The organism is Nocardioides plantarum, from assembly GCF_006346395.1.
Lineage (GTDB): Bacteria > Actinomycetota > Actinomycetes > Propionibacteriales > Nocardioidaceae > Nocardioides > Nocardioides plantarum.
This window is the reverse complement of sequence record NZ_VDMS01000004.1, coordinates 145,381-171,407: the sequence shown is the minus strand read 5'-3', so window position 1 is coordinate 171,407 and position 26,027 is coordinate 145,381. Positions and strand designations below refer to the sequence as shown.

General features: G+C 72.3%; 29 protein-coding genes. 20 read left to right on the top strand and 9 right to left on the bottom strand.

The window, feature by feature from the left end; all coding sequences use genetic code 11:
* Positions 1 to 17: 17 nt before the first annotated feature.
* Positions 18 to 206, top strand: a complete 189-nt coding sequence (locus FJQ56_RS17070) for a hypothetical protein (protein WP_140010801.1) — start codon at positions 18 to 20, stop codon at positions 204 to 206.
* 40 nt (positions 207 to 246) lie between these two features.
* Here the strand turns inward: FJQ56_RS17070 and FJQ56_RS17065 are convergent, their stop codons facing one another.
* The gene (locus FJQ56_RS17065; RefSeq protein ID WP_140010800.1) at positions 247 to 1,113 is read right to left on the bottom strand and encodes an immunity protein Imm33 domain-containing protein; all 867 of its coding nucleotides are present in this window, start codon (positions 1,111 to 1,113) and stop codon (positions 247 to 249) included.
* Between the two features lie 94 nt (positions 1,114 to 1,207).
* Here FJQ56_RS17065 and FJQ56_RS17060 point away from each other — a divergent pair, with 94 nt between their 5' ends.
* Positions 1,208 to 1,576 carry a metallopeptidase family protein gene (locus FJQ56_RS17060; protein ID WP_140010799.1) on the top strand — a complete coding sequence of 123 codons (369 nt, stop codon included), beginning with the start codon at positions 1,208 to 1,210 and terminating at the stop codon, positions 1,574 to 1,576.
* A 29-nt stretch (positions 1,577 to 1,605) separates the two neighbouring features.
* On the opposite strand, the gene FJQ56_RS17055 is transcribed toward FJQ56_RS17060, so the two are convergent.
* A complete protein-coding gene (locus FJQ56_RS17055) occupies positions 1,606 to 2,538 on the bottom strand; it encodes a class I SAM-dependent methyltransferase (protein WP_170215445.1) in 933 nt (310 codons plus the stop codon).
* 67 nt (positions 2,539 to 2,605) lie between these two features.
* Here FJQ56_RS17055 and FJQ56_RS17050 point away from each other — a divergent pair, with 67 nt between their 5' ends.
* The 4 genes from FJQ56_RS17050 (at position 2,606) to FJQ56_RS17035 (ending at position 5,667) form a co-directional block, all read left to right on the top strand.
* On the top strand, positions 2,606 to 3,418 hold the full coding sequence (locus FJQ56_RS17050; protein ID WP_140010797.1) for a class I SAM-dependent methyltransferase: 813 nt from the start codon (positions 2,606 to 2,608) through the stop codon (positions 3,416 to 3,418).
* Entirely contained in the window at positions 3,409 to 4,422 is a 1,014-nt protein-coding gene (locus FJQ56_RS17045; protein ID WP_140010796.1) for a phytanoyl-CoA dioxygenase family protein, read from the top strand. The genes FJQ56_RS17050 and FJQ56_RS17045 overlap by 10 nt, the downstream gene beginning before the upstream one ends.
* Before the next feature lie 34 nt (positions 4,423 to 4,456).
* Positions 4,457 to 4,852 (top strand): OsmC family protein, encoded by a 396-nt coding sequence (locus FJQ56_RS17040; RefSeq protein ID WP_140010795.1) that lies wholly within the window; start codon positions 4,457 to 4,459, stop codon positions 4,850 to 4,852.
* Between the two features lie 110 nt (positions 4,853 to 4,962).
* Entirely contained in the window at positions 4,963 to 5,667 is a 705-nt protein-coding gene (locus FJQ56_RS17035) for a YoaK family protein (RefSeq protein ID WP_246084218.1), read from the top strand.
* On the opposite strand, the gene FJQ56_RS17030 is transcribed toward FJQ56_RS17035, so the two are convergent.
* Complete coding sequence (locus FJQ56_RS17030; RefSeq protein ID WP_140010793.1) at positions 5,653 to 6,543, bottom strand: MaoC/PaaZ C-terminal domain-containing protein; 891 nt, start codon at positions 6,541 to 6,543, stop codon at positions 5,653 to 5,655. The two genes, FJQ56_RS17035 and FJQ56_RS17030, sit on opposite strands and share 15 nt — an antisense overlap.
* The gene (kstD, locus tag FJQ56_RS17025; RefSeq protein WP_140010792.1) at positions 6,543 to 8,291 is read right to left on the bottom strand and encodes a 3-oxosteroid 1-dehydrogenase; all 1,749 of its coding nucleotides are present in this window, start codon (positions 8,289 to 8,291) and stop codon (positions 6,543 to 6,545) included. Before kstD ends, FJQ56_RS17030 begins: the two co-directional genes overlap by 1 nt.
* Before the next feature lie 34 nt (positions 8,292 to 8,325).
* Between kstD and FJQ56_RS17020 the strand changes: the two genes are divergently transcribed.
* The 3 genes from FJQ56_RS17020 to dmpG are packed head-to-tail and all read left to right on the top strand — an operon-like array spanning position 8,326 to position 11,250.
* Positions 8,326 to 9,141 carry a 2-keto-4-pentenoate hydratase gene (locus FJQ56_RS17020; RefSeq protein WP_140010791.1) on the top strand — a complete coding sequence of 272 codons (816 nt, stop codon included), beginning with the start codon at positions 8,326 to 8,328 and terminating at the stop codon, positions 9,139 to 9,141.
* 3 nt (positions 9,142 to 9,144) lie between these two features.
* Entirely contained in the window at positions 9,145 to 10,089 is a 945-nt protein-coding gene (locus FJQ56_RS17015) for an acetaldehyde dehydrogenase (acetylating) (protein ID WP_246084217.1), read from the top strand.
* Positions 10,090 to 10,143: 54 nt separating this feature from the next.
* A complete protein-coding gene (dmpG, locus tag FJQ56_RS17010) occupies positions 10,144 to 11,250 on the top strand; it encodes a 4-hydroxy-2-oxovalerate aldolase (protein WP_140010790.1) in 1,107 nt (368 codons plus the stop codon).
* Positions 11,251 to 11,259: 9 nt separating this feature from the next.
* On the opposite strand, the gene FJQ56_RS17005 is transcribed toward dmpG, so the two are convergent.
* The gene (locus FJQ56_RS17005) at positions 11,260 to 12,132 is read right to left on the bottom strand and encodes an alpha/beta fold hydrolase (protein ID WP_170215444.1); all 873 of its coding nucleotides are present in this window, start codon (positions 12,130 to 12,132) and stop codon (positions 11,260 to 11,262) included.
* A gap of 120 nt (positions 12,133 to 12,252) precedes the next feature.
* Between FJQ56_RS17005 and hsaA the strand changes: the two genes are divergently transcribed.
* From hsaA to FJQ56_RS16970, 7 genes are all read left to right on the top strand, one after another.
* Complete coding sequence (gene hsaA / locus FJQ56_RS17000) at positions 12,253 to 13,419, top strand: 3-hydroxy-9,10-secoandrosta-1,3,5(10)-triene-9,17-dione monooxygenase oxygenase subunit (protein WP_140010788.1); 1,167 nt, start codon at positions 12,253 to 12,255, stop codon at positions 13,417 to 13,419.
* A gap of 3 nt (positions 13,420 to 13,422) precedes the next feature.
* Positions 13,423 to 14,358 carry a 4,5:9,10-diseco-3-hydroxy-5,9,17-trioxoandrosta-1(10),2-diene-4-oate hydrolase gene (gene hsaD / locus FJQ56_RS16995; protein ID WP_140010787.1) on the top strand — a complete coding sequence of 312 codons (936 nt, stop codon included), beginning with the start codon at positions 13,423 to 13,425 and terminating at the stop codon, positions 14,356 to 14,358.
* A gap of 4 nt (positions 14,359 to 14,362) precedes the next feature.
* On the top strand, positions 14,363 to 15,262 hold the full coding sequence (gene hsaC / locus FJQ56_RS16990) for an iron-dependent extradiol dioxygenase HsaC (protein ID WP_140010786.1): 900 nt from the start codon (positions 14,363 to 14,365) through the stop codon (positions 15,260 to 15,262).
* Positions 15,263 to 15,281: 19 nt separating this feature from the next.
* The gene (locus tag FJQ56_RS16985; RefSeq protein WP_246084216.1) at positions 15,282 to 15,935 is read left to right on the top strand and encodes a flavin reductase family protein; all 654 of its coding nucleotides are present in this window, start codon (positions 15,282 to 15,284) and stop codon (positions 15,933 to 15,935) included.
* A gap of 16 nt (positions 15,936 to 15,951) precedes the next feature.
* On the top strand, positions 15,952 to 16,440 hold the full coding sequence (locus FJQ56_RS16980) for an SRPBCC family protein (protein WP_140010785.1): 489 nt from the start codon (positions 15,952 to 15,954) through the stop codon (positions 16,438 to 16,440).
* On the top strand, positions 16,437 to 17,054 hold the full coding sequence (locus tag FJQ56_RS16975; protein ID WP_140010784.1) for a GrpB family protein: 618 nt from the start codon (positions 16,437 to 16,439) through the stop codon (positions 17,052 to 17,054). The genes FJQ56_RS16980 and FJQ56_RS16975 overlap by 4 nt, the downstream gene beginning before the upstream one ends.
* A 220-nt stretch (positions 17,055 to 17,274) precedes the next feature.
* Positions 17,275 to 17,532 carry a hypothetical protein gene (locus FJQ56_RS16970; RefSeq protein ID WP_140010783.1) on the top strand — a complete coding sequence of 86 codons (258 nt, stop codon included), beginning with the start codon at positions 17,275 to 17,277 and terminating at the stop codon, positions 17,530 to 17,532.
* Here FJQ56_RS16970 and FJQ56_RS16965 read toward each other — a convergent pair.
* The 4 genes from FJQ56_RS16965 to FJQ56_RS16950 are packed head-to-tail and all read right to left on the bottom strand — an operon-like array spanning position 17,529 to position 22,103.
* The gene (locus tag FJQ56_RS16965) at positions 17,529 to 18,530 is read right to left on the bottom strand and encodes an acyl-CoA dehydrogenase family protein (protein ID WP_140010782.1); all 1,002 of its coding nucleotides are present in this window, start codon (positions 18,528 to 18,530) and stop codon (positions 17,529 to 17,531) included. The two genes, FJQ56_RS16970 and FJQ56_RS16965, sit on opposite strands and share 4 nt — an antisense overlap.
* The gene (locus FJQ56_RS16960) at positions 18,530 to 19,420 is read right to left on the bottom strand and encodes an acyl-CoA dehydrogenase family protein (RefSeq protein ID WP_140010781.1); all 891 of its coding nucleotides are present in this window, start codon (positions 19,418 to 19,420) and stop codon (positions 18,530 to 18,532) included. Before FJQ56_RS16960 ends, FJQ56_RS16965 begins: the two co-directional genes overlap by 1 nt.
* On the bottom strand, positions 19,417 to 20,586 hold the full coding sequence (locus FJQ56_RS16955; protein WP_140010780.1) for an acyl-CoA dehydrogenase family protein: 1,170 nt from the start codon (positions 20,584 to 20,586) through the stop codon (positions 19,417 to 19,419). Before FJQ56_RS16955 ends, FJQ56_RS16960 begins: the two co-directional genes overlap by 4 nt.
* Positions 20,586 to 22,103 (bottom strand): FadD3 family acyl-CoA ligase, encoded by a 1,518-nt coding sequence (locus FJQ56_RS16950; protein ID WP_170215443.1) that lies wholly within the window; start codon positions 22,101 to 22,103, stop codon positions 20,586 to 20,588. The genes FJQ56_RS16955 and FJQ56_RS16950 overlap by 1 nt, the downstream gene beginning before the upstream one ends.
* A gap of 21 nt (positions 22,104 to 22,124) precedes the next feature.
* Between FJQ56_RS16950 and FJQ56_RS16945 the strand changes: the two genes are divergently transcribed.
* The 4 genes from FJQ56_RS16945 to FJQ56_RS16930 are packed head-to-tail and all read left to right on the top strand — an operon-like array spanning position 22,125 to position 26,022.
* Positions 22,125 to 23,393 carry an acyl-CoA dehydrogenase family protein gene (locus FJQ56_RS16945; RefSeq protein ID WP_140010779.1) on the top strand — a complete coding sequence of 423 codons (1,269 nt, stop codon included), beginning with the start codon at positions 22,125 to 22,127 and terminating at the stop codon, positions 23,391 to 23,393.
* Positions 23,393 to 24,196, top strand: a complete 804-nt coding sequence (locus FJQ56_RS16940) for an SDR family oxidoreductase (RefSeq protein WP_140010778.1) — start codon at positions 23,393 to 23,395, stop codon at positions 24,194 to 24,196. Before FJQ56_RS16945 ends, FJQ56_RS16940 begins: the two co-directional genes overlap by 1 nt.
* A 1-nt stretch (position 24,197) precedes the next feature.
* The gene (locus FJQ56_RS16935; protein ID WP_140010777.1) at positions 24,198 to 24,857 is read left to right on the top strand and encodes a TetR/AcrR family transcriptional regulator; all 660 of its coding nucleotides are present in this window, start codon (positions 24,198 to 24,200) and stop codon (positions 24,855 to 24,857) included.
* A gap of 1 nt (position 24,858) precedes the next feature.
* Positions 24,859 to 26,022, top strand: a complete 1,164-nt coding sequence (locus tag FJQ56_RS16930; protein ID WP_140010776.1) for an acetyl-CoA C-acetyltransferase — start codon at positions 24,859 to 24,861, stop codon at positions 26,020 to 26,022.
* Positions 26,023 to 26,027 lie beyond the last annotated feature (5 nt).

Genomic DNA, 26,027 nt, shown 5'->3' with positions numbered 1-26,027 from the left:
CACGCCATACTTCGTCCATGATGATGGTGCTCGTGCACGGCGTCCCCTGCGCGGTGGCGCTGGTCCTGGCCGCGCTGACTGCCACCGGTGCGCACAAGCGGGGCATGCGGTGGCCCGCTGCCCTGATCGTCGCCGTCCCGTTCCCCGCGACGTGGGTCGTCTGGTACCTGCGGGACGACGCGCACCGAGACCGCCGCCCGGTCTGAGGGCTCGCGCGGCCCGGTCCGCTGCCCTGCCCGCACGAGGTCACGGCCGGTGGGTGCGCTCGCCGGCCAGGAAGCGGGTGAGGGTGGTGTCGAGGTCCTCGTGGGACCCGCTGACCAGGGTGGAGAGGTCGGCCGCCGCCACCGCGGTGGCGCCGCCCCGACCGCCCTGCACGACGGCGATCCCGGTGCCGTCCCCGACGACGTAGGTCTGCAGCCGCCAGGCCGGGGTGCCGACCGGCAGCGAGGCCACCGCGGCACGGTGCATCGCGACCAGCGGGTGCTCCGGCACCTCGCGGACGTGGCCCGTGCCCCACAGGTCGTCACCGTCGGGGCCCACGACGGCCGTGACCTCGTCGTCCTGCAGCAGCGCGAAGGTGCCGGCCGGCTGCCCGAGGAGCTGCAGCACCGAGGGTCGTACGACGAGGAGGGACTCGACGGCCACGGACCGCACGGGTCGGCGCGGCGCCTCGGCGTCGGCGACCCACACCAGCCATCCGCTGTCGCCGCGGACCGGCTCGACGAAGCGCTGCGCGCCGACCGATCGGGCCTCGGCGACCCCGTCCTCCACGAGGACGACCTCGTCGTAGCGGCTCATCGGCCCGTTGCGTCGGATCCGGTCCTCGAGGGCCCGCTGCCAGCCGAACACCCGTACGTCGGTCGTCAGGTCGTCCTGCCAGTGCGGCTCCTCGACGCCGTGGCTGGGGGCCGCGACCACCAGGCCGTCCGGCCGCTCCTGCAGCTGCAGCGGTCCCCACCCGATCCGCACCGTGTAGCCGTCGACGAGCAGTCCGGGCGGGACGCCGTCCCACAGGGACATGAGCACCTGGACCCACGGCTCCAGCTCGTGCTCGGCGCTCATGTGCACGGTGGTGCCGTGGACGTCGCGGGTCCAGGTCTGCAGCGCCATCAGTCCTGACCGACCGCTGCGGGGTAAGTCCTCGAGGTCAGGCTAAGACCCTAGGCGACGCACCCGCTCACCCACCGCGAGGCAGGATCGATCCGTGAGTCCCGACGAGATCGGCCCGGAGGCCTTCGACGACCTGGTGCGCGACGCCCTCGACCAGCTGCCCGACGAGGCCGCGGCGCTGGTGGCCGACATGGCGGTCGTCGTGCGCGAGCAGCCCGACCGCGACGAGGTCGAGCCCGGCACCCTGCTGCTCGGCACGTTCCGTGGCGTGCCGCACACGGCGACCGGGAGCCGGATCCCGGGGAGCCTGCCCGACCTGATCACGCTCTTCCGGGTCCCGATCCTCGCGGTCTGCGCGTCCCCGGAGGAGGTCGGCCCGCGGGTGCTCAAGGTGCTGGGTCACGAGGTCGGACACGCGCTGGGGCTCAGCGAGGGCGAGCTGCGGGCCCGGGGCTGGGCCTGACGGCGTCGACCTCCGGGCCTGCGTCGGGCTCAGCCCGCGCACACGATCCGGAAGACGTCGACCGGATGGGGCACCTGGCGAGCGGTGCCTGGCTCGAGACCCGCGACGGGTGCCGAGGAACGCTCGTGAGAGGGCGCCGCGATGGCGTCGAGGTAGGCGCGGACCAGCGGGCGCAGCTCGGGGGTCAGACGGGCCTGGACGGCGAAGTCGAGCACGTCGTCGCTGGCCGCGGCGGCGTCGAACCCCGCGTCCAGGGTCGCGGTGGCGTCCCTCGGGAGCCCGGTCTGCTCCAGCGCCCGCTCGACGTCGTCGCTGAACCACTGGTCGTGCCCGCCGACGGGAGGGGCCAGCACCTCGACCAGTGCGTTCAGCTCTGCCCTGGGAGCGGCGAGCACGAGGAGCTCGCCACCGGGCCGGAGAAGGGCGAATGCAGCGGTGAGGGTCTCGTCGAGGTCGCGCACGTAGTAGGTCGAGTGGACGAAGGTGATCACGTCGAAGGCCTTGACGACGGGGAGTGCCTCGAACGGCACGGTGTGGACCTCGACGGAGAGCGAGTCCTGGCCCAGGTCGCGCAGCGCGGCCTCGAAGGCGCTGGTGCTCCCCGCATAGGGGTCGACCCCCACGTAGCGCACCGGGCGCGAGGGGCGGACGTCGCTCAGCCCGGCGGCCAGGGGCGCGTCGAGGGTCCCGTCGCCGCAGCCGACCGAGAGCACCGACACCGGCCCCAGCCGGTCGGAGAGCCGGTCGCGCAGGTAGGAGCTGATCAGCTGACGCTGGTCGGAGAGCAGCTCGAACGCTGCGTGCGAGCGCGCGTAGTCGGACGGCGACAGCCCGGGCAGAGCCGGTTCGCTCCGCAACACGGCACGCAGGTCGGCCAGGAGGTCGTCGGGCGAGACGGGCTGCTCGCGTGGGTGGACGGTGGTCGCCCGAGAGGGTGCGGGGGGCCGGGCTAGGTTGGACATCGCCTCGGAGTCAACCAGGGCCCGAACGGGACGGCTGCCCCCAAGGGGTGGCCCACGAAGGAGTGGCGTGAGCACCGGAGACACCGCGGAGCGCAGCCTGGCGCACTGGAGCGAGGCCGGCCGCACCGGCATGGAGGCGTTCTACGCCCTCGCGGCCGAGGACTACCGCCAGCTGGCCCTGGCCGCCGACTGGGCCGCCGTGCTCGGTGACCGCGCCCACGAGGGATGGTCGCTGCTCGACGTCGCCTGCGGCAGTGGCAAGTTCCCCGCCGCGCTGCTGCGCCACGCCGGGCTCGACGGGCTCCCCGACGTCGCCTACGACCTGCTGGACCCCTCGGCGTTCTCGGTGGCCGAGGCTCGGGGTGTCCTCGCTCCTCCGTTCGTCGCCCGGCACGACCTGGTCACGACGCTGCAGGACCTGCCCGCCGACCGCGCGGACTACGACGTCGTCTGGGCGACCCACGCCCTGTACGCCGTCCCGCCGGCGGAGCTCGACGCCGCAGCAGCACGGTTCGTCGCCGCCCTGGCGCCGGGCGGGCTGGGCCTGGTGGCCCAGGCGACGTCGACCTCGCACTACCTGGTCTTCTACGACGCCTTCCGGGCCGGCGTGCGCGACGCCACGCCGTACACGACGGCCGAGCAGGTGCGTGACGCCCTCGTGCGGGCCGGGGCCGAGGTCCGCGAGCAGCGGGTGACCTACCAGACCGGGACGGCCGACCGCGCGGTCGTCGAGGGGTTCCTGCAGCGTTGTGCCTTCGACGACTCGGTGTCGCTCGACGCCATGGAGGCCGCTCCTGTCCTGGGTGACTACCTCGCCTCCTGCCGCGACGCGTCCGGTTCCTACACCTTCTCCCACGAGGCGGCCCTGCTGTGGCTCTGACGACCGACGACCTTCCCGGCTCCGACAGCGGTGACGTCAACCACCGCCTGCCCGAGGCCAACCGCAGCGGAGGGCTCCACCAGGACTGGGCGGGAGACGACCAGGACTGGTGGGACTGGTACGTCACCCTGGCCGCCAACGACGCCGCTCCCGTCGACCTCGTGGCCGGCCCCGGCCTGCCGGACGTCGCCGCCGCCTCCGACGAGCAGGTCGCCAGCGAGCTCGCCGAGCCCTACGCGCTCGACCCCGCCGACGTCGAGGCCTTCGCCCGCGACGCGTTCGTCAAGCTGCCCGGCGTCCTCTCGCCGGCCGTCGTACGCCGACTCGCCGAGCGGCTGCAGGACCTCCTGCGGGCCGAGCACGGCGCCGACGTGGCCGGTCGATTCACCGCGATGGAGCAGATGTGGCTCCACGACGACCTGATGCGTCAGGTGGCCCTGTCGCCCCGGCTCGGCGGGCTGGCCGCGACGCTGCTCGGCGAGCCCGGCGTCCGTCTCTACCACGACAACGCGCTCTCCAAGGAGCCTGGCTGCGGCCGGACGCCCTGGCACCACGACGCCGAGCACTTCCCGTTGCAGACCACGCAGGCGGTCACCGCGTGGATGCCGATGTCCGCCATCCCCGGACGGATGGGCCCGCTGTCGTTCGCGCGCGGCAGCGCGGTGCGTGACGACCTCGCCGACCTCGAGTTCGACAAGGTGGGCACGTCCTACGACGTCGCCGTGGCCGAGCGCCTGCGTGAGCGCGACGTGCCGGTCGAGTCCAGCCCGTTCGCGGTCGGCGAGGTGTCGTTCCACTCCGCGCTCTGCTTCCACACCGCCGGCCCCAACCTGACGACCCAGCCGCGGCGGGCGCTGGCCACCACCTACTTCGCCGACGGGGCGCGGGTCGTGGAGACCCCGACGCTCATCAGCGGCACCTGGCGGGAGTTCCTGCCCGGTGTCGAGCCCGGTGGGCTGGCGGCGTCCGACCTCAACCCGGTGGTCGGTCGCCCCTCGGCCTGAGGCGCGACGGTCGTCTGCCTGCGAGGATGGGGCGATGCACGAGTCGCACGTCGCCGTGGGCGCCGGTTCCCTGCGCAGCCGGGCCGAGTCGGCCGTCGGGTTCCCACACCGGTGGACGCCGGAGGGCGTGACCGTCGAGGCGGACTTCACCGGGGCCCACCTGCTCCACCTCGCCGCCGCCGGCTGCGTGCTCAACGACGTCCACCGCGAGGGGGAGCGGCTCGGCGTCGTCCTTCGGGGCGTCCGGGTCACGGCGTCCGGCGGGTTCGAGACCGACACCTGGAGCTCGACCGGCATCACCTACGCGGTCGAGGTCGACACCGACTCCACGGCGGACGAGGTGGCGGCGCTGCTCGAGGTCGTGGACGCCGTCGCCGAGATCCCGAAGGCGATCCGGGCCGGCGCGACCGTCGTACGGGCGCCGACCTGACCGATCTGCCCGTTGCTCGCTCCGACGTTCGAGCCGACTGTTCCCTCATGGGCACCCCGGACCTGTGCCCGCGGGCTCACGAGGCGGGGGCGGCACGAGAGGATCCTCCGGTGACGTCCTGGGCGAGCCGCGTGTCCCGCGAGCAGATGCACCTGTCCCTGATGCTGGTCCTGACCTTCGGGACCGGGATCATCGACGCCGTCGGCTACCTCGGACTCGACCGGGTCTTCACCGGCAACATGACCGGCAACGTGGTCATCATCGGGATGGCCGCGGTGGGCGCCGACGACCTCCCGCTGCTCGGTCCGCTGCTCGCGCTGGCCGGGTTCCTGGTCGGCGCGACGATCGGCGGGCGGGTGCTCAGGACCGCGACCTCGTTGTGGTCGCGTCGTACGACGCTGCTCTTCGCCTCGGTCGGCGTCACCGAGCTCGGCCTCGCCGGGGCCCTGCTGGCGACGGGCGAGGACCCGGGCAAGGCCTTCGAGATCACGATCACCACGCTGCTCGGGGCAGCGATGGGCGTGCAGGCCGCGACCGCACGGTTCGTCGCGGTCAAGGACGTCACGACCGTGGTCGTCACCTCGACCCTGACCGGGCTGGCCGCCGATTCCGTGCTCGGCAGCGGCAAGGGCGGCGGCAGCGGCCGTCGGGCGCTCGCCGTCGTGCTGATCATCACCGGCGCCGCGGTCGGCGCACTCCTGCTGCGGTGGCACCTCGCCGCCGGGCTGGTGCTCGCAGGTGGCGTCGTGCTGGCGTGCACGCTGGTCGGGGCGTGGCACGACCGCCTGGTGCCGGATCCCTCAGGCCAGGGCTAGCACCACGTCGCCCAGGACGGGAGCCCCGGCGCGCTCGCCCACGGCCACCACGGCTGTGCCGACGATGCGACCGTCCTCGCGCCAGCCACGCACCCGGATGGTCTCACCGGGGTAGACGACGCCGGCGAACTTGGCGGCGAACCCGCTGACCCGGGTGGCGTCGCCGTCCAGCAGGGCGTCGGTCAGCTCGCGCAGCACGATGCCGTAGGAGCACAGGCCGTGCAGGATCGGCGCGGGGAACCCCGCGGCCCTGGCGAAGTCGGGGTCGGCGTGCAGCGGGTTGCGGTCGCCGCACAGGCGGTAGAGCAGCGCCTGCTGCGGGGTGACGGCGTACGACGTGTCGGCGTCGGGGGTGCGGTCGGGCAACTCGACCGGGGTCGAGGAGCCGCGGTCGCCGCCCCAGCCGCCCTCGCCCCTGACGAAGATCGAGGACCGGGTCGTCCAGAGCTCCTCGCCCGGCCCGTCGTCGGACACCGAGCGGGCGACGCCCTCCTGCCAGATGACCGCGGCCCTGCCCTTGTCCCAGATGTCGGTGAGCGTGGTCGAGACCGTCGCCGTGCCCGACGTCGGCAGCGGCCCGTGCACGGTTACCGACTGCGAGCCGTGCACGACCTGGGCGAGGTCGATGTCGCAGCCCGGGAGGTCGAGCGGCGGCGGATCGGTCTCGTGGAACGTCGGTACGACGACCCCGAACGACGGCAGCACCTGCAGCCCGGGCCCGTCCAGGGTGTAGGCCAGCGCCGCCGCCGAGAGGCTGTCTCCCTCGCGCCAGCCGGCGCCGATGCCGAGGTGGTAGAGCAGGACGTCGCTGGCCGACCACGAGAAGGTGCGCTCGCCCAGGTCGGCGCCGATCGCGACGCTCGGGTCGATCGGCATCAGGCGGTCTCCCTCTCGACGATGGTCGAGGAAGGCGCGCTGGTGCCTGTCTCGAGACCACCGCGTGCGATGTCCTCGGCCGCCAGGTAGCCGAAGACGATCGCGGGTCCGATCGTCGCGCCCGGCCCGGCGTAGGTGTGTCCCATCACGGCCGACGACACGTTGCCGGCGGCGTACAGGCCCTCGATGACCGAGCCGTCGGCCCGCAGCACGCGGGCCCGCTCGTCGGTGACCAGGCCGCCCTTGGTGCCGAGGTCGCCGGGCACGATCTTGACGGCGTAGAACGGCGCCTGGTCGATGACGTGCAGCGAGGGGTTCGGCTTGACCGAGGGGTCGGAGTAGTACTTGTCGTAGCCGGAGACGCCGCGCTGGAAGTCGACGTCGTCGCCGGTCCTGGCGAAGCCGTTGAACCGATCGAGCGTCTCCCTCAGGGCGTCGGGCGGCACCTCGATCTCGGCGGCCAGCTCCTCGATGGTCGCGGCCTTCTTGACGGTGCCGTGCTTGTACCAGCGGCCGGGGAAGGGCTGGCGCGGCATCAGCCCGGCGAACAGGTAGCGGTTGCGGTAGCGCTGGTCGATGACCATCCACGACGGCACGTGGCCGACGCCGGTTGCCTCACCGTCGTACATCGCGTGCACGGCCTCGACGTAGGGGAGCGCCTCGTTCATGTAGCGCCGACCGGCCTGGTTGACGATGATCGAGCCCGGCAGGTTGCGCTCGGCCAGGCAGAACCACGGCCCTCCGGGCAGGGGGATCGTCGGGCCCCACCACGCGTCGTCGAGCAGGCCCGTGTCGGCGCCGGCCGCGATGCCGGCCAGGATGCCGCCGCCGGTGTTGAACTCCGAGCCCGTCGTCCAGTCGACCGAGGTCGGCTGCGGCTGGTACTTCTCGCGCATCTCGAGGTTGCGCTCGAACCCGCCGCTGCCCAGGATGACGCCCCGCCGGGCACGGACGACGTGCTCGACCCCGTCGCGCGTGACCTTCACGCCCGCGACCCGACCGTCCTCGATGAGCAGCCCGCTGAGCTCGGTCTCGTAGTGCACCGGGACGTCGGCGTCGACCAGGCCCTGGCGCAGGCCGATGGCGATGGCGTTGCCCATGGCGTACATGCGGCGGCGCAACGCGAGGCTGACGATCCGCTTGACCAGCACCTTGGCCATCGTGACCGGGCCGCGGACGGTGCGGATACCGAGGTTGATCTTCCGGAAGTCGGCCTGGGTGACGATCATGTTGGCCGGTGCCTTGGCGTACTGCGGGTGGAGCCGGTCGAGCTCGGCGCCCAGGAACCGGGCGTCCATGGGGATCGGCTCGCAGCTGCGGCCCTTGAGCCGGCCGCCGGGTGCCTCGGGGTGGTAGTCGGCGTAGTCCTTGACCCACTCGAAGCGCAGCGGCGTGTGGGCGCGCACGAAGTCCATCACCTCGGCGCCGCGGTCGACGTAGGTGTCGCGGCGGACCTTGGGCACCTCGTCGCCGACGATGGAGTCGAGGTAGCGCTTGGACTCCTCGAGGCTGTCGGCCTGACCGGCCGCCACGAGCGCGTAGTTGCCGGGGATCCAGACGCCGCCGCCGCTGCGGGCGGTCGATCCACCGAAGTACGCCGACTTCTCCAGCACCACGGTCTCGAGGCCCCGCTTGCCGGCCGCGAGGGCGGCGGACATGCCGGCGCCACCGGCTCCGACCACGACGACGTCGACCTCCTGGGGGAGGCCGTCAGCACCGTCGGTGGTCGAGCTCGTCGAGACCCTCATGGCGCGAAACTGTAACAGGTTCTAGTATTCCGACGTGACCTCCCAGACCACCCCAGCGGCATCTGTCTCGGCCGCGGTGGACCGGTTGGCGACGGCGTCGGAGACCCGCGTGCCGTGCCCGGCGGTGCGTGACCTGATCGGCACTGACGACCTGCCCGCGGCGTACGCCGTCCAGCAGGGTCTCGTACGGCGCCGCCTGGCCGGGGGAGCGACGGTGGTCGGGCGCAAGATCGGAGCGACGTCGAAAGCGGTGCAGGACCAGCTCGGCGTCGACCAGCCCGACTTCGGCTACCTGCTCAGCGACATGGACGTCAGTGCCGACGACCCGATCTCGATGCGGACGCTCCTCCAGCCCCGCGTCGAGGCCGAGGTGGCGTTCGTCCTCGCCGCCGACATCGCGCCGGAGCACGAGGACGAGATCACCCTCGACCTGGTCCGCACCGCGGTCGGGCTCGCCCTGCCGGCCCTCGAGATCGTCGACTCGCGCATCGCGGGCTGGGACATCACCTTCACCGACACCGTGGCAGACAACGCCTCCAGCGGCCTCTACGTCGTCGGCCCGCGGTCGGACGGCCTGCCGCTGAGCGACATCGAGCCCCGCGACGTCGACATGTCGCTGACCATCAACGGCGACGAGCGCTCCTCCGGCAACGGCGCGGCGTGTCTCGGCGACCCGCTCGAGGCGTTGCGCTGGCTGGCCGTCCAGGCCCACCGCTTCGGCGATCCGCTGCGCGCCGGCCACCTGATCCTGTCCGGGGCCCTGGGTCCGTTCGTGCCGTTCGCCCCGGGGGACCGGGTCACGGCGTCCATCAGCGGCTTCGCCCCGCTGACCGTCAGCTTCGAGGAGTAGAACGTGACCAGGAAGCCCCCGTCCCGCAAGCTGAGTGCCGCGATCGTGGGTCCCGGCAACATCGGGACCGACCTTCTCTACAAGCTGCTGCGCAGCGCCGCCGACGGGGGGAGTATCGAGCCGCGCTGGATGATCGGCGTCGACCCGGCCTCCGAGGGCCTCAGGCTCGCCGCCGACCAGGGCCTCGAGGCCAGTCACGAGGGCGTCGACTGGCTGCTGAAGCAGGAGGAGCTGCCCGACCTGATCTTCGAGGCCACCTCGGCCTACGTGCACCGCGAGTACGCACCGCGCTACGAGGAGGCGGGCATCGTCGCGGTCGACCTCACGCCCGCCGCCGTCGGGCCCGCCGTCATCCCGCCGGTCAACGGCCAGGAGCACCTCGCCGCGGCCAACGTCAACATGATCACCTGCGGCGGCCAGGCGACCATCCCCATGGTCGCCGCCGTCTCCCGCGCGGCCGAGCCGTCCGGGGGAGTGTCGTACGCCGAGATCGTCGCCTCGGTCTCGTCGAGGTCCGCCGGCCCCGGCACCCGCGCCAACATCGACGAGTTCACCCGCACCACCGCCGCGGGCGTCGAGACCATCGGCGGGGCCCAGCGGGGCAAGGCGATCATCATCCTCAACCCGGCCGACCCGCCGATGATCATGCGCGACACGATCTTCTGCGCCGTCTCGCCCGACGCCGATCGCGACGCGATCATCGCCTCGGTCCTCGCCATGGAGAAGGCCGTGCAGGAGTACGTCCCCGGCTACCGCCTGCTGCAGGAGCCCCAGCTCGACGAGCCGTCGGACGCGACCCGGGGCCAGCTCAAGGTGTCGGTCTTCGTCGAGGTCGAGGGCGCCGGCGACTACCTGCCGCCGTACGCCGGCAACCTCGACATCATGACCGCGGCCGCCACCCAGGTCGGCCAGCACATCGCCCGCCACAAGCTCGCCCACGGTGGTTGAGGTGCGAGGAGCGCTAGCGACGAGCCTCGAAACCACCACACCGGAAGGCCTGAGATGACCACCACCCCTGTCGACCGCGACACCCTGACCCGCACGTGGAGCCAGACCGACGCTGACAGCGGCCTCGACCTGCGCCTGACCGACACCTGCCTGCGCGACGGCTCCCACCACAAGCGCCACCAGTTCACCGCGCAGGAGGTGCACGACATCGTCGAGGCCCTCGACGACTCCGGTGTCCCCGTCATCGAGGTCACCCACGGCGACGGGCTGGGCGGCTCGTCGTTCAACTACGGCTTCTCGCGCACCCCCGAGCAGGAGCTCATCACGATCGCGGCCGAGACGGCCAAGCGCGCCAAGATCGCCTTCCTCATGCTTCCCGGCGTCGGCACCAAGGACGACATCCGCGCCGCGCAGGACAACGGCGGCCAGATCTGCCGGATCGCCACCCACTGCACCGAGGCCGACACCTCGCGCCAGCACTTCGGGCTGGCCCGCGAGCTCGGCCTCGAGACCGTCGGCTTCCTGATGATGAGCCACACCCAGCCGCCCGAGGTGCTCGCCCAGCAGGCCCGGATCATGGTCGAGGCCGGCAACCAGTGCGTCTACGTCGTCGACTCCGCCGGCGCGCTCGTCATGGAGCAGACCGCCGACCGCGTCGCCGCCGTCGTCGCCGAGATCGGCCACGAGGCCACGGTCGGCTTCCACGGCCACGAGAACCTCGGCCTCGGCGTGGCCAACACCGTGATCGCCGCCCGCGCCGGCGCGACCCAGATCGACGGGTCCGTACGCCGCTTCGGCGCCGGCGCGGGCAACACGCCCCTCGAGGCGTTCGTCGGGGTCTGCGACAAGCTCGGCTGGAAGACCGGCATCGACTTCCTCACGATCGTCGATGCCTCCGAGGACGTCATCAAGCCGGCGATGCCCGAGGAGTGCCAGCTCGACCGGATGACGCTGATGATGGGCTACGCGGGGGTCTACTCCTCCTTCCTCAAGCACGCCGGCAACGCCGCCGAGCGCTACGGCGTCTCCGGCGCCAAGATCCTGCTCGAGGCCGGACGCCGCAAGCTGATCGGCGGCCAGGAGGACCAGCTCATCGACATCGCGCTGATGCTGCAGAAACTCGATCAGACCGAGCAGGACAAGCTCGCCGCCAACAGCTGAGCCGACCGGTCAGCCGTGCGCCAGCCACCTCATCGTGGCCGCGATCTCGGCCTCGGTGTCGACGCCACCGTCGTACGACGTCTCCGCACCTCGCAGCCGGGCGGCGAGCCACCGGGTGTGCGTCACGGGCGCTGCGTCGGCCGGGTGGTGGGTCAGCAGCACCGGCGCGGCGACCGCGGTCAGCGGGAAGCCCCAGGGTCGGGCGAGCGCGAGGGTGTCGTCGACGGCACCGGCGACGCCCTGCAGGCCCTGCTCGCGCACGATGAGCCGGAGCCGCTCGGCCACCTCGGGCCGGCGCAGGAAGTCGCGGTCCTCGTCGGTGACGGTCTCGCCCCGCACGCGCTCGGGGTCGGCGGTGAGCGCGGCCGAGGTGAGCTCCTGCTGCTGCTGGAGCTCGCGGACCACGCGCACCTCGCCCTCGGCCACCCAGCGCAGCTCGGCGTCGCCGCCGGGCCGGCCGGCGGCCCAGTCGCGGCGCTGCATGCCGCCGGTGCCCACAGGCGCCGGGCTGGAGCGGCACGCGACACGGGTGACCCGGTCCGACAGCAGGGCCGCGCAGGCCAGGGCGTGCGGGCCACCTGCCCCCTCGCCCACGATCGCGAACGACTCGAGCCCGAGGTGGTCGGCGACCGCGAGGACGCTCAGGGCCTCGGTGGCCACCGAGCGGCCCCGGCGCCGCGTCGACCAGCCGTAGCCGGCGCGGTCGAGGGTGACGTAGCGGACCCCGGCCGCGGCATAGACGGCGTCGTCGGGCCAGCGCGAGTAGCGGCAGCCGGGGGTGCCGTGCAGGCCGAGGACCGGTACGCCGTCGGGGTCGCCGCCGTCGAGGTAGGCCACCTGGTGGTCGGGGTCGAGCGGGGCGAGCGTGGCGTCCGGCGGCATGGGGCCGACGCTACTGACGCCCCGCTCCGGCCCGACCGGCTGCACCACCCCTTTGCGCTGGACCATTACTAGAACGTGTTCTAGTCTGGTCGCAGTCTTTACCGCACAGGAGGCACCACCATGTCCCAGGCCGTTCTCGATGGCGTTCGTGACCTGCTCCCCGGTCTGCGCGAGCGCGCTGACGAGGCCGAGCGGCTGCGCGTCGTGCCCGAGGCCTCCATCAAGGAGCTCGAGGAGACCGGGTTCTTCAAGCTGCTCCAGCCCAAGCGGTTCGACGGCTTCGAGTCCGACCCGATCGACTTCTACACCGCGGTGCGCGACATCGCCGGGGCCTGTGGCTCCACCGGCTGGGTCTCCAGCGTGGTCGGCGTGCACCCCTGGCAGGTGGCGCTGTTCTCCGACGAGGCGCAGCAGGCCGTGTGGGGCGAGGACACCAACACCCGGCTGAGCTCGTCGTACGCCCCGACCGGCAAGGCGACGGTCGCCGAGGGCGGCTACCAGCTCTCGGGCAAGTGGAGCTTCTCCTCCGGGTGCGACCACTGCTCGTGGGTGCTGCTCGGCGGCCTGGTGTTCAACGCCGACGGTCAGGTCGTCGACTTCAAGACGTTCATGGTGCCGCGCGACAACTACACGATCGTCGATGTCTGGCACATGGTCGGGCTGGCCGGCACCGGCTCCAACGACATCATCGTCGACGACGTGTTCATCCCCGAGGCGTTCACGCTGAGCATGGGCGAGACCGGCCAGTGCCGCGGCCCGGGGCAGGAGCAGAACCCCTCCGATCTCTACAAGCTGCCGTTCCACTCGATCTTCACCGGCACCATCACCACGCCGATCATCGGCCTGGCCATGGGCGCGTACGCCGAGCACGTCGAGATGCAGAAGGCTCGCTCCCGGGCCGCCTACCTGGGCGAGAAGGCCTCGCTCGACCCGTTCGCCGCCGTACGCATCGCGCGGGCGTCCTCCGAGATCGACGCCGCCTGGGCGCTGCTGGTCAACAACATCCGCGAGGAGCAGCACTACGTCAGCCGGGGCGAGAAGATCCCGCTGCGCACCCGCCTGAAGGTCCGTCGCGACCAGGTCCTCGGCAGCCAGCGCGCCATCGACGCCATCGACGGGCTCTTCGAGGCCTCCGGCGGGCGCGCCCTGGCGACCGGCACCTACCTGCAGCGCGCGTGGCGCGACGCCCACGCCGGTCGGGTGCACGCCGCCAACGACCCCGAGCGGGCCCTGCAGATGTTCGGCGCCCACGAGTTCGGCCACAAGGTCGACCCCGGGATGTACTGAGCCGTGCCCGACCTCTTCCCCCTCAGCAAGGAAGCCACCCGCCGCTCGGCCAAGGCGGGTGACCTCACCCTCAACTTCCACGAGGCGGGTGTCTCGACAAGCTCGACAACCGGTGGACCGGGAGTCGGGGGAGGCCTGCCGCTGGTGATGCTGCACGGCGGCGGACCCGGCGCGAGCGCGTGGTCCAACTTCGGTCCGGCCCTGCCGCACTTCGCGGCGTCGTTCCGCACGCTGCTGGTCGACCAGCCCGGCTTCGGCGGCTCCGACAAGCCGCCCGTCGTCGGCAACTTCTACCGCCACAGCGCCGACCACGTCGTCCGGCTGCTCGACGAGCTCGGCATCGACCGGGTGCACCTGCTCGGCAACAGCCTCGGCGGCGGTACGGCGATGCGCCTCGCGCTCACCTATCCCGACCGCGTCGGCCGGCTCGTGCTGATGGGCCCGGGCGGGCTGAGCCTCAACCTCTTCCACGCCGACCCGACCGAGGGCGTGCAGCGGTTGATGGACTTCGGGGCCGACCCGACCCGCGACAAGCTGCGCGCGTTCATCTCCTCCATGGTCGTCAACCAGGCCCTGGTCACCGACGAGCTGGTCGAGGAGCGGTTCGCCGACGCGACCGCGCCCGGCGCCCAGGAGGCGATGCGCTCCATGGGGATGAGCTTCTGGAACCCCGAGACCGCCGAGGACGGCATGCTGTGGCGCGAGGCCCACCGGCTGCGCAAGCACACGCTGCTCACCTGGGGCCGCGAGGACCGGGTCAACCCGCTCGACGGGGCGATGGTGGCCCTCAAGCTGATCCCCAAGGCGTCGCTGCACGTCTTCCCGAACTGCGGGCACTGGGCGCAGATCGAGGCGGCGACCGAGTTCGCCGAGGTCACCACCGCCTACCTCGCCCGCCACGTCGAGCGTCTCGACAAGCTCGACGACCGGAAGATCTAGTGCGATGACGATCGACATCAAGTCCATGGGCTACATCCGGGTGGCCTCCACCGACCTCGACGCCTGGGCGAGGTTCGCCGGCAAGGTGCTCGGTCTCGGCGCCGGTCGCGGACCCCACCCCGACCACCAGTACTGGCGCATCGACCAGGTCTCGGCCCGGCTCGTGGTGTTCCCCTCCGACGTCGACCAGCTCGACTGTGTCGGCTGGGAGCTCGCCGACCCGCGGGCCCTGCAGGAGGCCCGCGAGCACCTGCAGAAGGCCGGGGTGGAGTTCGAGGAGGGCACCCGCGAGGAGCTCGACGAGCGCCGGGTCCAGGAGCTCGTCCGCTTCCGCGACCCGTGGGACAACGTCTTCGAGCTGTTCCACGGCATCACCTACGAGTCGCACCCGCTCGTCACGCCGTACGCCGCCACCTTCGTCACCGGCGACCAGGGCATGGGCCACGTCGTGCTGCCGGTGCTCGACGACGTCGAGGCCCTGCACTTCTACTCCGACGTGCTCGGCTTCCGGCTGCGCGACTCGATGAGCATGCCCGGCGAGTTCGTCGGCAAGGAGCCCGGCTCGAAGGTGTGGCTGCGGTTCCTGGGCGTCAACCCGCGCCACCACTCGCTGGCCTTCCTGCCGATGCCCAATGCGAGCAAGTGCGTCCACGTCATGCTCGAGGTCGACCGGCTCGACGACGTCGGCCGTGCCCTGCAACGCGTCACGAAGCACAAGGCCCCGCTCTCGGCCACCCTCGGGCGCCACATGAACGACGAGATGGTGTCCTTCTACGTCAGGTCGCCCGGCGGCTTCGACGTCGAGTTCGGCACCGAGGGCCTCACCGTCGACGATGCTCGCTGGGTCGCGCGCGAGTCGACCGCGGTGTCCTACTGGGGCCACGACTTCGGTGGCGGGAACTGACTCCCTTACCGTGAGCGCCATGTCCGAGACGTCCGGCAGGTCCGAGGTCCCCGAGATCCCCGAGGGGATCAGCGCCGACGCGCGCGAGACGTGGCCGAGCCCCCACCTGATCACCTCGTGGCTCGGCGACCTCGACCACGACGTCGAGTGGCGTCCGGGCGAGACGACGACGATCGCGACCGACGACCCCACGGCGGTGGCCGCCGCCCGCCGGTTCCGCGACGTGCTCGGCCGCTTCGCCTCCGGCGTCACCGTCGTCACCTCGGTCAGCGGGGGCGAGCCCGTCGGCATGACCTGCCAGTCCTTCTCCAGCGTCTCCCTCGACCCGCCGCTGGTGCTGTTCGTCCCGGCCAAGACGTCGCGGGCCTGGCCGCTGATCCACCGTGCGGGCCGGTTCTGCGTCACCTTCCTCGCCGACGGCCAGTCCGACCTGAGCAACACCATGGCCAGCCGGGGCACCGACAAGTTCGCCGACGTCGAGTGGACCCCGTCCGCGGTCACCGGGTCGCCGACGTTCGACGGCGCCCTGGGCCACGTCGACTGCACCATCCACGCCGTGCACGAGGCCGGCGACCACTACGTCGTCATCGGCAAGGTCGTCGACCTGGTCGCCACCGATGCCGAGGGTCCGCTGCTGTTCTTCCAGGGCGCGTACCGCACCACCACGAGCTGACCGGCAGGATGGGCGGATGCCCCAGGTCAGTGCCGACATCTGGGTGGCCGTGTCGCCGGCCACCGCCTTCGCCGTCTCCCAGACGACGGGCGAGGCCCGGCTGCGCTGGGACCCGTTCATCAGGACCCAACGGCTGATCGGGGCCGACCGGCCGGCGACGGGCGTGCAGACCTTCACCCGCGCCCGGCTCGGGCCGTCGATGGTCAGTCGCTACGTGTCCTACCGTCCGCCGACCTCGGTCGGGATGACGATGGAGCGCGGCCCGTGGTTCTTCGAGCGCTTCGGCGGCGGGTGGCGCTTCACGCCGCAGGAGCGTGACGGGGTGGCCGGGACCCACGCGGTCTGGAAGTACACCTGGACGACCCGGCCGGCCTGGCTCTCGCCGGTGGCCGACCGGATCGGTCACTGGTTGCTGGGGCGCGAGATCCGGGCGCGGATCGCGGCATGGGCCGCGGCCTGCTCCGACCCGGTCGTCCTGGCGGCGTGCGCGCCCGAGGTGCCATGACGACGCATCCGCTGTGGCGCCCCTTCGAGACGGTGTCCGCCGAGGACATCGCGGCCGCCCGGGTCACCGGGGCCGTGCCCGCCCCGGTCGAGGTCGTGCCGCCCGACCCGACGTGGCCGGATCTCTTCGCCGACGTACGACGGCGCCTCGAGGTCGCGCTCGGCGACCGGGCGCTGCGGGTCGAGCACGTGGGGTCGACCTCGGTGCCCGGTCTGTGGGCCAAGCCGGTCATCGACGTCGACCTCACCGTCGCCGACTCGGGCGACGAGGCGGCCTGGCTGCCCGACCTGGAGGCGGCCGGCTTCGAGCTGAGGGTCCGTGAGCCGGAGTGGGAGGAGCACCGCTGCCTGAAGGGTCACCGGCCCGAGGCCAACGTGCACGTCTTCTCACCCGGGGCGCGGGAGCCGCAGCGGCACCGGATGTTCCGGGACTGGCTGCGCACCCACGACGCCGACCGGGCGGCGTACGGCGAGGTGAAGCGGGAGGTCGCGTCGCGCGGCTTCAGTGACGCGATGCTCTACAACAACGAGAAGGCCTGGGTCGTCTACGACCTCTACGAGAAGGTCTTCGCGGCCGACGAGAGCCATCGGCACGACCCGCAGCCGCGGGCCTGAGGAAGGGCCCGAGCGGTCAGAGCTGGGTGCGGGTGGGGCTGGCGAGCATCCCGGTCGGGTAGTCGTCGACCTCGGTGGTCTCGATCTGCACGGCGTCGGTGGGGTCCTGGGCGTTGGTCATGACTCCACCCTAGAAAGCGCTCGTGTCCGTCCTCGACTCGCGACGGCAACAACAGGTCAACAGTGCTCGACGTGTTGGACACAGGGTTAACGTGGGCTGATGATCCGGACGCGGCTGGGACCCGAGCCCCACGTCGATCCGACGCTGGCCATGTTCGCGAGCCGCTCGGTCGGGGTGCACGTGGCGCGTGGCGTGCTGGGACTCGTCGTGCTGGTCGCCGGCATCGCGCTGGCGTCGCTGTCGGGCTGGTGGCTCCTGCTGCTGCCGCTGACGGTGGTGCTGTGGCGTGGCTGTCCGACCTGCTGGCTGATGGGACTCGTCGCGACCCGGGGACGCGCGTCGACCTGCAAGGTCTAGAGGTCGAGCAGCGCCCGGTGCTCGTGGGGCTGCCCGAACAGCTGGCCCAGGGCGTGCGCACGCTTGAAGACCAGATGGGCGTCGTGCTCCCACGTGATGGCGATGCCGCCGTGCAGCTGGATGGTCTCGCCGGCGACGTGGGCCACGGCCTCGGCGCAGTAGGACTTGGCGACGTGGGCCAGTGCGGCTGCGTCGTCGTGGCGTGAGGAGACGGCGTACGACGCCGCCCACGACGCCGACCGGCTCATCTCGACCAGCACCAGCAGGTCGGCCATCCGGTGCTTGAGGGCCTGGAAGGAGCCGATCGGGCGACCGAACTGCACCCGGTCCTTGCTGTAGCCCACGGTCATCTCGAGGGCGCGAGCGGCGAGGCCGGTGGCGAGCGCGGCGGTGCCGACGGCACCGACCAGGGCCGCGCGCTCGCCGGCCGCCGACGCGGCGACGGAGTCGCCGATCGGCGTGGTGGCGGCGCCGCCGAGGTCGACGTGCGCGAGCCGGATCGTCTGGTCGACGGAGCCGACGTGCTCGCGACGTGCGGTCGCCGGGTCGACCTCGACGAGGCCGCCATCGGTCATCGCGACCAGGACCGTGGCGATGTCGCCGTCGAGGACCGCACGGCCCGATCCGTCGACGAACGCGGCGACCTCACCGGCCGCGATCCGGGGGAGCAGCCGGGCCTTCGCCTCCTCCTCGGCCCCGGCGAGCAGTGCCTCGGAGGTGACCAGGCTGGAGAGCAGCGGCGACGGAGCGAGCGAGCGGCCCACCTCCTCGAGCACGAGGAGCGACTCGAAGAGCGAGAACCCGGCGCCGTCGTACGCCTCGGGGATGCCGAGCGCGGCCGCGCCGATCTGCTCGACGAGCGTGTGCCACAGCGCCTCGTCGTAGCCGTGCGGCGTGGCGATGGCGGCCCGTACGGCGCGGGAGTCGGCGCGCTTGGTCAGCAGGCCGCGCACGGTGGAGACGAGCTCCTCCTGCTCCTCGCTGAGCCCGAACTCCATCAGCGGTCCGTCCCGTCGCGGGAGTCGACGAGGCTGCCCAGGAGCAGGGCCCGGTGGTGGGCCGGGGTGCCCCAGGCGCTGACGAGCGCGCGGATCTTGGTGATCCAGACGCTGAGGTCGAACTCCGCGGTGTAGCCGATCGCGCCGTGGACCTGCAGGCCCGTGCGCGAGGCGAGGTAGGCCGCGTCGGCGGCTGCGACCTTGGCCGCGCTCGCCGGGACCTCGCCGAGGGCGGCGCCGACGACCAGCGGACGCGCGAAGTCGAGGGCGATGCGGACGTCGGCCAGGCAGTGCTTGATCGCCTGGTAGCTGCCGATCTGGCGCCCGAACTGCTTGCGTTGCTTGACGTAGGCGACGCTGTCGGCGAGCACCCGCTCACCGGCGCCGAGGAGCTGCGCCGAGGTCGCGAGCACCGCCAGGTCGAGCGCCTCGGGATGCGTCTCGGCGGTGCCGGTCACCTCGAACAGCCGCCGGGCGCGGTCGACCGAGGGGTGCTGGGCGCCGACCTGGTCGGTCGGGGTGGCGCCGACGTACACCTGGTCGGCGACGTCGGCGTCGAGCGCGAACGGCACCAGCGGCGGCAGGGCGAGGGTCGCGACGCCCTCGACCTCGTGGCCGAGCGCGATCGGGAGGTAGGCCGCCGACTCGACCCAGGGGCCGGGGACGGCGTGGCGGCCGAGCGCCTCGAAGGCGATGGCGACCTCGACCGGCGATGCCTCGGTGGCGAGCATGGTGACGCCGAGGTCGGCCAGTCGCCTCCACAGCGCGAGGCCGGCTGCGGTGTCGCCGTCGGCCCAGGCGCGGGCGACGGCGACGGTGTCGGACGCCGAGAGCAGGCCCTCGAGGGCGCCGGCCAGGTCGCGCTGGTCGTCGGTGGGCTCGAACCTCACGTCGGTGCTCCTCGGCTCGGCCTGGGCTCGCGGGGCAGGCCGAGGATGCGCTCGGCGACGATGTTGCGCTGCACCTCGTTGGTGCCGGCGTAGATGGGCCCGGACAGCGAGAACGTGTAGCCGTCGAGCCACGTCGACCCGACCTCGGCGGCCGGGCCGCGCAGGCCCAGCGCCGTCTCGTGCAGGGCGATGTCGAGCTCGGACCAGAAGACCTTGTTGACCGACCCGGCGGCGCCCATGTCGCCACCGCCGGCGAGGCGGGTGACGGTGCCCCAGGTGTAGAGGCGGTAGGCCTGCGCGCCGAGCCAGGCGTCGACGACGCCCTGGGCCGCGGCGTCGCGGTCGGGGCCGTCGGGGGTCTCGCGGTAGAGGTCGACGAGCCGGTCGGCCGCCGCGCAGAAGCGACCGGGGGAGCGCAGGGACAGGCCGCGCTCGTTGCCAGCGGTGCTCATGGCGACGTCCCACCCGGCACCGACCCCACCGAGCACGTCGGCGTCGGGCACGAAGACGTCCTCGAAGAAGACCTCCGCGAAGCCGGCCTCACCGTCGAGCTGCGCGATCGGCCGGACGGTGACGCCGTCGGCGTCGAGCGGGAAGAGGAAGTAGGTGAGCCCGGCGTGCCGCTGCGCCTGCGGGTCGGAGCGGAACAAGCCGAAGCCCCAGTGCGCGTACGACGCCCGCGACGACCACGTCTTCTGCCCGTTGAGCAGCCAGCCGCCGCGCTCGTCGTCGCGGCGGGCCGTCGAGCGCAGCGACGCGAGGTCGGAGCCGGCCTCGGGCTCGGACCAGCACTGCGCCCAGATCCGCTCGCCGGTCGCCATGGTCGGCAGGAACCGGTCCTGCTGGTCGGGGGTGCCGTGGTCGAACAGGATCGGCGCGAGCAGGAAGATGCCGTTCTGGCCGACGCGACCGGGTGCCCCGGCGCGGTAGTACTCCTCCTCGAAGATCACCCACTCGACCAGGCTGGCGTCGCGGCCGTGGTAGCGCTCGGGCCACGACACGACCGACCAGCGGGCGTCGCTGAGCTGCCTCTCCCAGGCCTGGTGCTGCGCCCACCCCTCGGCGGTGTCCATCGACGCCAACGGCTCGGCGGGCACGTGGGCGGCGAGCCACGCGCGCGTCTCGGCCTGGAAGGCCAGCTCGGACTCGGACAGGGTGAGGTCCACTAGCTGCTCCTGAGCTGGGTCTTGAGCACCTTGCCCGACAGGTTGCGGGGCAGGGCGTCGACGTGGGTCACGTGCCGCGGCACCTTGAAGTTGGCCAGCCGCTGCCGCGCGAACGCGACGACGTCCTGCGCGGTGGCCGAGCCGACGACGTACGCCGTGCCGACCTCGCCTAGCCGCTCGTCCGGGGATCCGACGACCGCGACGTCGTCGACCCCGTCGAGGCGCAGCAGGACCTGCTCGACCTCGGCCGGGTAGACGTTGAACCCGCCCGAGATGTACATGTCCTTGAGCCGGTCGGTGATGCGCAGGTTGCCGGCCTCGTCGAGGGTGCCGACGTCGCCGGTGTGCAGCCAGCCGTCGGCGTCGATCGCCGCGGCCGTGGCCTCGGGGTCGTCGAGGTAGCCGAGCATCACGTGCTCGCCGCGCACCAGCAGCTCGCCCTCGTCGGTCGGCGATGCAGCGCCGTCGATGCGGATCTCCATGCCGGGGATGGCCCGACCGTTGGTGGTCGCGACCGTCTCGGCGGAGTCGCCCTCGCGGCACATGGTGACCACCACCGCCTCGGTCATCCCGAAGGCGGTGACGACCTGGTCGATGCCGAGCCCGTCCGGCGATGCAGCGCGCATCCGCTCGATCAGGACGACGGGGACGACCGCGGCACCGGTGACCGCCAGGCGCAGCGAGGACAGGTCGACGTCGGACCTGCTCGGTGCGGCCAGCAGGGACTGGTAGATCGTCGGTGCGCCGGGCAGCAGGGTGATCCGCTGGTCCTGGATGGTCCGCATCGTCTGGTCGACGTCGAAGGTCGCGACGGGGAACAGGGTCGCGCCGGTGAGCAGCCCGACCACGATCCCGATCTTGTAACCGAAGGAGTGGAAGAACGGGTTGACCACGAGGTAGCGGTCCTCGGCCCGGACGCCGCCCAGCTCGGCCCACGCCTGCGCGACGCCGATCGTCTGGCGGTGCGCGCTCATCGCGCCCTTGGAGCGCCCGGTGGTCCCGGAGGTGAACAGCACGTCGGCGACGTCGTCGGGGGTGGCCGCGTCGGCCCGTTGCCGGGCCTCGGCCAGGTGGTCGGGGGTGGTCCCGTCGTCGGCGAGGTCGGCGAGGTCGACGAGCTGCGTCGTCGTGCCGAGGCCGGCCAGGTCGGCGATCTGGGTGCGGCCGAGGAAGCCGTCGGCGACCACGGCGATGGCGGCGTCGGTGCGCGTCAGCACGTCGGCCACCTCGTGGGCGGTGTAGCGGCTGTTGAGCGGCACCAGCACCCCACCGGCGTAGGTCACCGCCAGCGCGGCGACCGCCCACTCCGTGCTGTTGGGCGCCCAGACGGCGACCGCACGGCCGGGCTCGAGGCCGCGGGCGACGTACGCCGCGGCGGCGGTCTCGACGCGGACCAGGAGCTCGGCGTAGGAGGTGACCGTCGCCCCGTCGACGTACGCCGGGTGCTCGCCGAAACGCTCCGCGGCATCGCGGAGGAGGGCGGGCAGCGTGGTGGGTCTCGACGGCAAACCAAGCATTTGCTTGGTAGGGTAGCACTCGTGGACCTCGCCTACTCCGACGCAGACGACGCGTTCCGCGCCGAAGTCCGCACCTGGCTCGAGGACCACCTCGCCTCGGCCGACTGGTCCGGGCTCCGAGGCCTCGGCGGGCCGGGGCGCGACCACGAGGCGATCGAGGAGCGGCTCGCCTGGAACCGCCACCTCGCCGCCCACGGCTGGACCTGCGTCGGATGGCCGACCGAGCACGGTGGCCGCGGGCTGAGCCTGTGGCAGCAGGTGATCTTCCACGAGGAGTACGCCCGGTCCCACGCGCCGCACGGGGTCAACCACCTCGGTGAGCAGCTGCTCGGCCCGACGCTGATGGCCTTCGGGACGCCCGAGCAGCGGGCGCGGTTCCTGCCGCCGATCCTGGCGGTGGAGGAGCTCTGGGCGCAGGGCTACTCCGAGCCCGGAGCCGGCTCCGACCTGGCCAACGTGCAGACCAAGGCCCGCCTGGAGGTCGGGTCCGGCGGGTCCGGTGGGTCCGGCGGCCCCGGTGAGTGGGTGATCGACGGGCAGAAGGTGTGGACCTCCAACGCCCACTTCTCCCAGTGGGTGTTCGTGATCGCCCGCACCGAGCCGGGGTCGGTGCGCCACGCCGGCCTGTCGTTCCTGCTCGTCCCGCTCGACCAGGACGGCGTGGAGGTCCGCCCGATCGAGCAGCTGACCGGCGGCTCGGAGTTCAACGAGGTCTTCTTCACCGGCGCCCGCACCCCCGCCGACCTGGTCGTGGGCGGGCCCGGCCGCGGCTGGGGCGTGGCGATGGGCCTGCTCGGCTTCGAGCGCGGCGTCTCGACCCTCGCGCAGACCGTCGACTACGCCCGTGAGCTCGCCTCGGTCGTCGACCGCGCCAAGGCCAACGGCTCGATCGACGATGCCGTGGTGCGCGACCGCCTCGCCTCGCTCAAGGTCGAGCTGTCGGTGATCCGCTCCCAGGGACTGCGCGGCCTCTCGCAGGTCGCCGGCGGTGACGACTCCTCCGCCGGCGGGGGTGCCGGCTCGATCTTCAAGCTCGTCTGGGCAGGCTGGCACCGACGCCTCGGCGAGGCGGCGATGCAGGTCGCCGGCTTCGACGGGCTGCTGACCCGTTCCGGCGATGCGTCGAGCCGCGACCCCGGCGATCGCCCGGCGTACGACCTCGACGAGCATCAACGACTCTTCCTCTTCTCGCGCGCCGACACCATCTACGGCGGCAGCGACGAGGTGCAGCGCAACATCCTGGCCGAGCGCGTGCTGGGTCTTCCCCGTGAACCGAAGGGCACCACCTGATGACGACCACGCGAGCCGAGCAGCCGGCCCCCGACTACGTGCCCGGGCACGACCTGCTCGTCGGGAAGGTCGTCGTGGTGACCGCCGCCGCCGGTGCCGGGATCGGGGCGGCCGTCGTACGTCGGGCCCTCGAGGAGGGCGCCAAGGCCGTGGTGTTCTCCGACACCCACGCGCGACGCCTCGCCGAGGCCGAGGAGGCCCTGGCGGCCGAGTTCGGTGCCGAGCGGGTGCGCCAGCTGGTCTGCGACGTCACCGACGAGGCCCAGGTCGCGGCGCTGCTTGACGTGGCCGACGAGCTCGGCGGCGTCGACGTGATGATCAACAACGCCGGCCTGGGTGGCACCGCGTCGGTGCTGGAGATGACCGACGAGCAGTGGCTCAAGGTCCTCGACATCACCCTGACCGGCACCTTCCGCTGCGTGCGGGCGGCCGGGCAGCGCCTGGTGGCCGCCGGCAAGAAGGGCGTCATCGTCAACAACGCCTCGGTGATCGGCTGGCGCGCGCAGGAGGGCCAGGCCCACTACGCCGCCGCGAAGGCCGGCGTGATGGCGCTGACCCGTTGCTCGGCGATCGACCTGGCGCCGTACGGCATCCGCGTCAACGCGGTGAGCCCCAGCCTGGCGATGCACCCGTTCCTGGCCAAGGTCACCAGCGACGACCTGCTCGCCGAGCTGAAGCAACGCGAGGCGTTCGGCCGGGCCGCTGAGCCCTGGGAGGTCGCCAACGTGATGATCATGCTCGCCAGCGACTACGCGTCGTACATGACCGGCGAGGTCGTCGCCGTGAGCAGTCAGCAGGCCTGAGGTGGCTGCCGCATCGTCGCCCGCCTCCTCCGAGCCCGCCGCGTCGCGCAGGACCGAGCTGCTCGCCATCGCCGCGGGGCTGTTCGCTGAGAAGGGGTTCCGCAACACCACGGTGCGCGACATCGCCGAGGCGGCCGGCATCCTCTCCGGGAGCCTCTACCACCACTTCGACTCCAAGGAGTCGATGGTGGACGAGATCCTGCGGACCTTCCAGGACGAGCTGTTCGGGCAGTACGACGCCATCCTGCTCGGCGATGCAGACCCGCGGGCCAAGCTCGAGCAGGCGGTGGTGGTGTCGTTCGCGGCCATCGACCAGCACCCGCACGAGGTGGCGATCTTCCAGAACGAGTCGGCCTACCTCGGCGGGTTCGAGCGGTTCGCCTATCTTGCCGAGCGCAACGCCCAGTCGAGAGCGGTCTGGATCACCCTGCTCGACGACGGGGTGCGCGCTGGGGCGTGGCGCACCGACCTCGACGTCGAGCTCACCTATCGCTTCATCCGCGACACGGTGTGGGTCGCCGTCGGTTGGTACCGCCCCGGCGGCAAGCTCACCCACGACGTGATCGCGAGGCAGTACCTCACGATCCTGCTCGACGGCATCGCCTCGCCGACCGGCCCGCCCGCCACGACCCGTCCCACCCGCACGAAGAAGGAACGCTGACATGGCCGAGGCCTACATCGTCGACGCCGTACGCACCCCCGTCGGCAAGCGCGGAGGGGCGCTCGCCACCGTGCACTCCGCCGACCTCGCCGCCCACAGCATCGCCGCGCTGGTCCGGCGTACCGGTGTCGACCCGGGGGCCGTCGACGACGTGATCCTCGGCTGCTGCGACACGATCGGCTCCCAGGCCGGCGACGTCGCCCGCACCGCCTGGCTCGTCGCCGGTCTGCCCGACCACGTGCCGGGCGTGACGATCGATCGGCAGTGCGGGTCCTCGCAGCAGGCGGTGCACTTCGCGGCGCAGGGCGTGCTCTCGGGCACCCAGGACCTCGTCGTGGCCGGCGGGGTGCAGAACATGAGCGCCATCCCGATCTCCGCGGCGATGCTCGTCGGGCAGCAGTACGGCTTCTCGACGCCGTTCGCCGAGTCGCCCGGATGGGTCGAGCGGTTCGGCGATGTGGAGGTCTCGCAGTTCAACAGCGCCGAGATGATCGCCGAGAGATGGGCGATCTCGCGCCAGGACATGGAGGCCTTCGCACTCGCCTCGCATGACCGTGCCCGCGCGGCCATCGCCGAGGGACGCTTCACGAACGAGATCGAGCCGGTGACGCTGGCCGACGGCACCGTGGTCGACACCGACCAATGTCCGCGGGAGACCTCCCTGGAGAAGATGGCCGGTCTGCAGCCGCTTGTGCCAGGCGGGCGGATCACCGCTGCCGTCGCCTCCCAGATCTGCGACGCATCGAGCGCGATGCTCATCGCCTCGGAGCGAGGCATCGCCGAGCACGCCCTGAACCCGCGCGCCCGGATCCACCATCTCTCGGTCCGTGGCGACGACCCGGTCTGGATGCTCACCGGTCCGATCCGCGCCACCCGGCACGCGCTGGAGAAGACCGGGCTGAGCATCGACGACATCGACCTGTTCGAGTGCAACGAGGCGTTCGCCTCGGTGGTGCTGGCCTGGGAGGAGGAGCTCGGGGTGCCGCACGACAAGGTCAACGTCAACGGCGGCGGGATCGCGCTCGGCCACCCGATCGGTGCCACCGGCACCCGGCTGATGACCACCCTGCTCAACGAGCTCGAGCGCACCGGCGGGCGCTACGGCCTGCAGACGATGTGCGAGGGCGGCGGACAGGCCAACGTGACGATCATCGAGCGGCTCTGAGGATC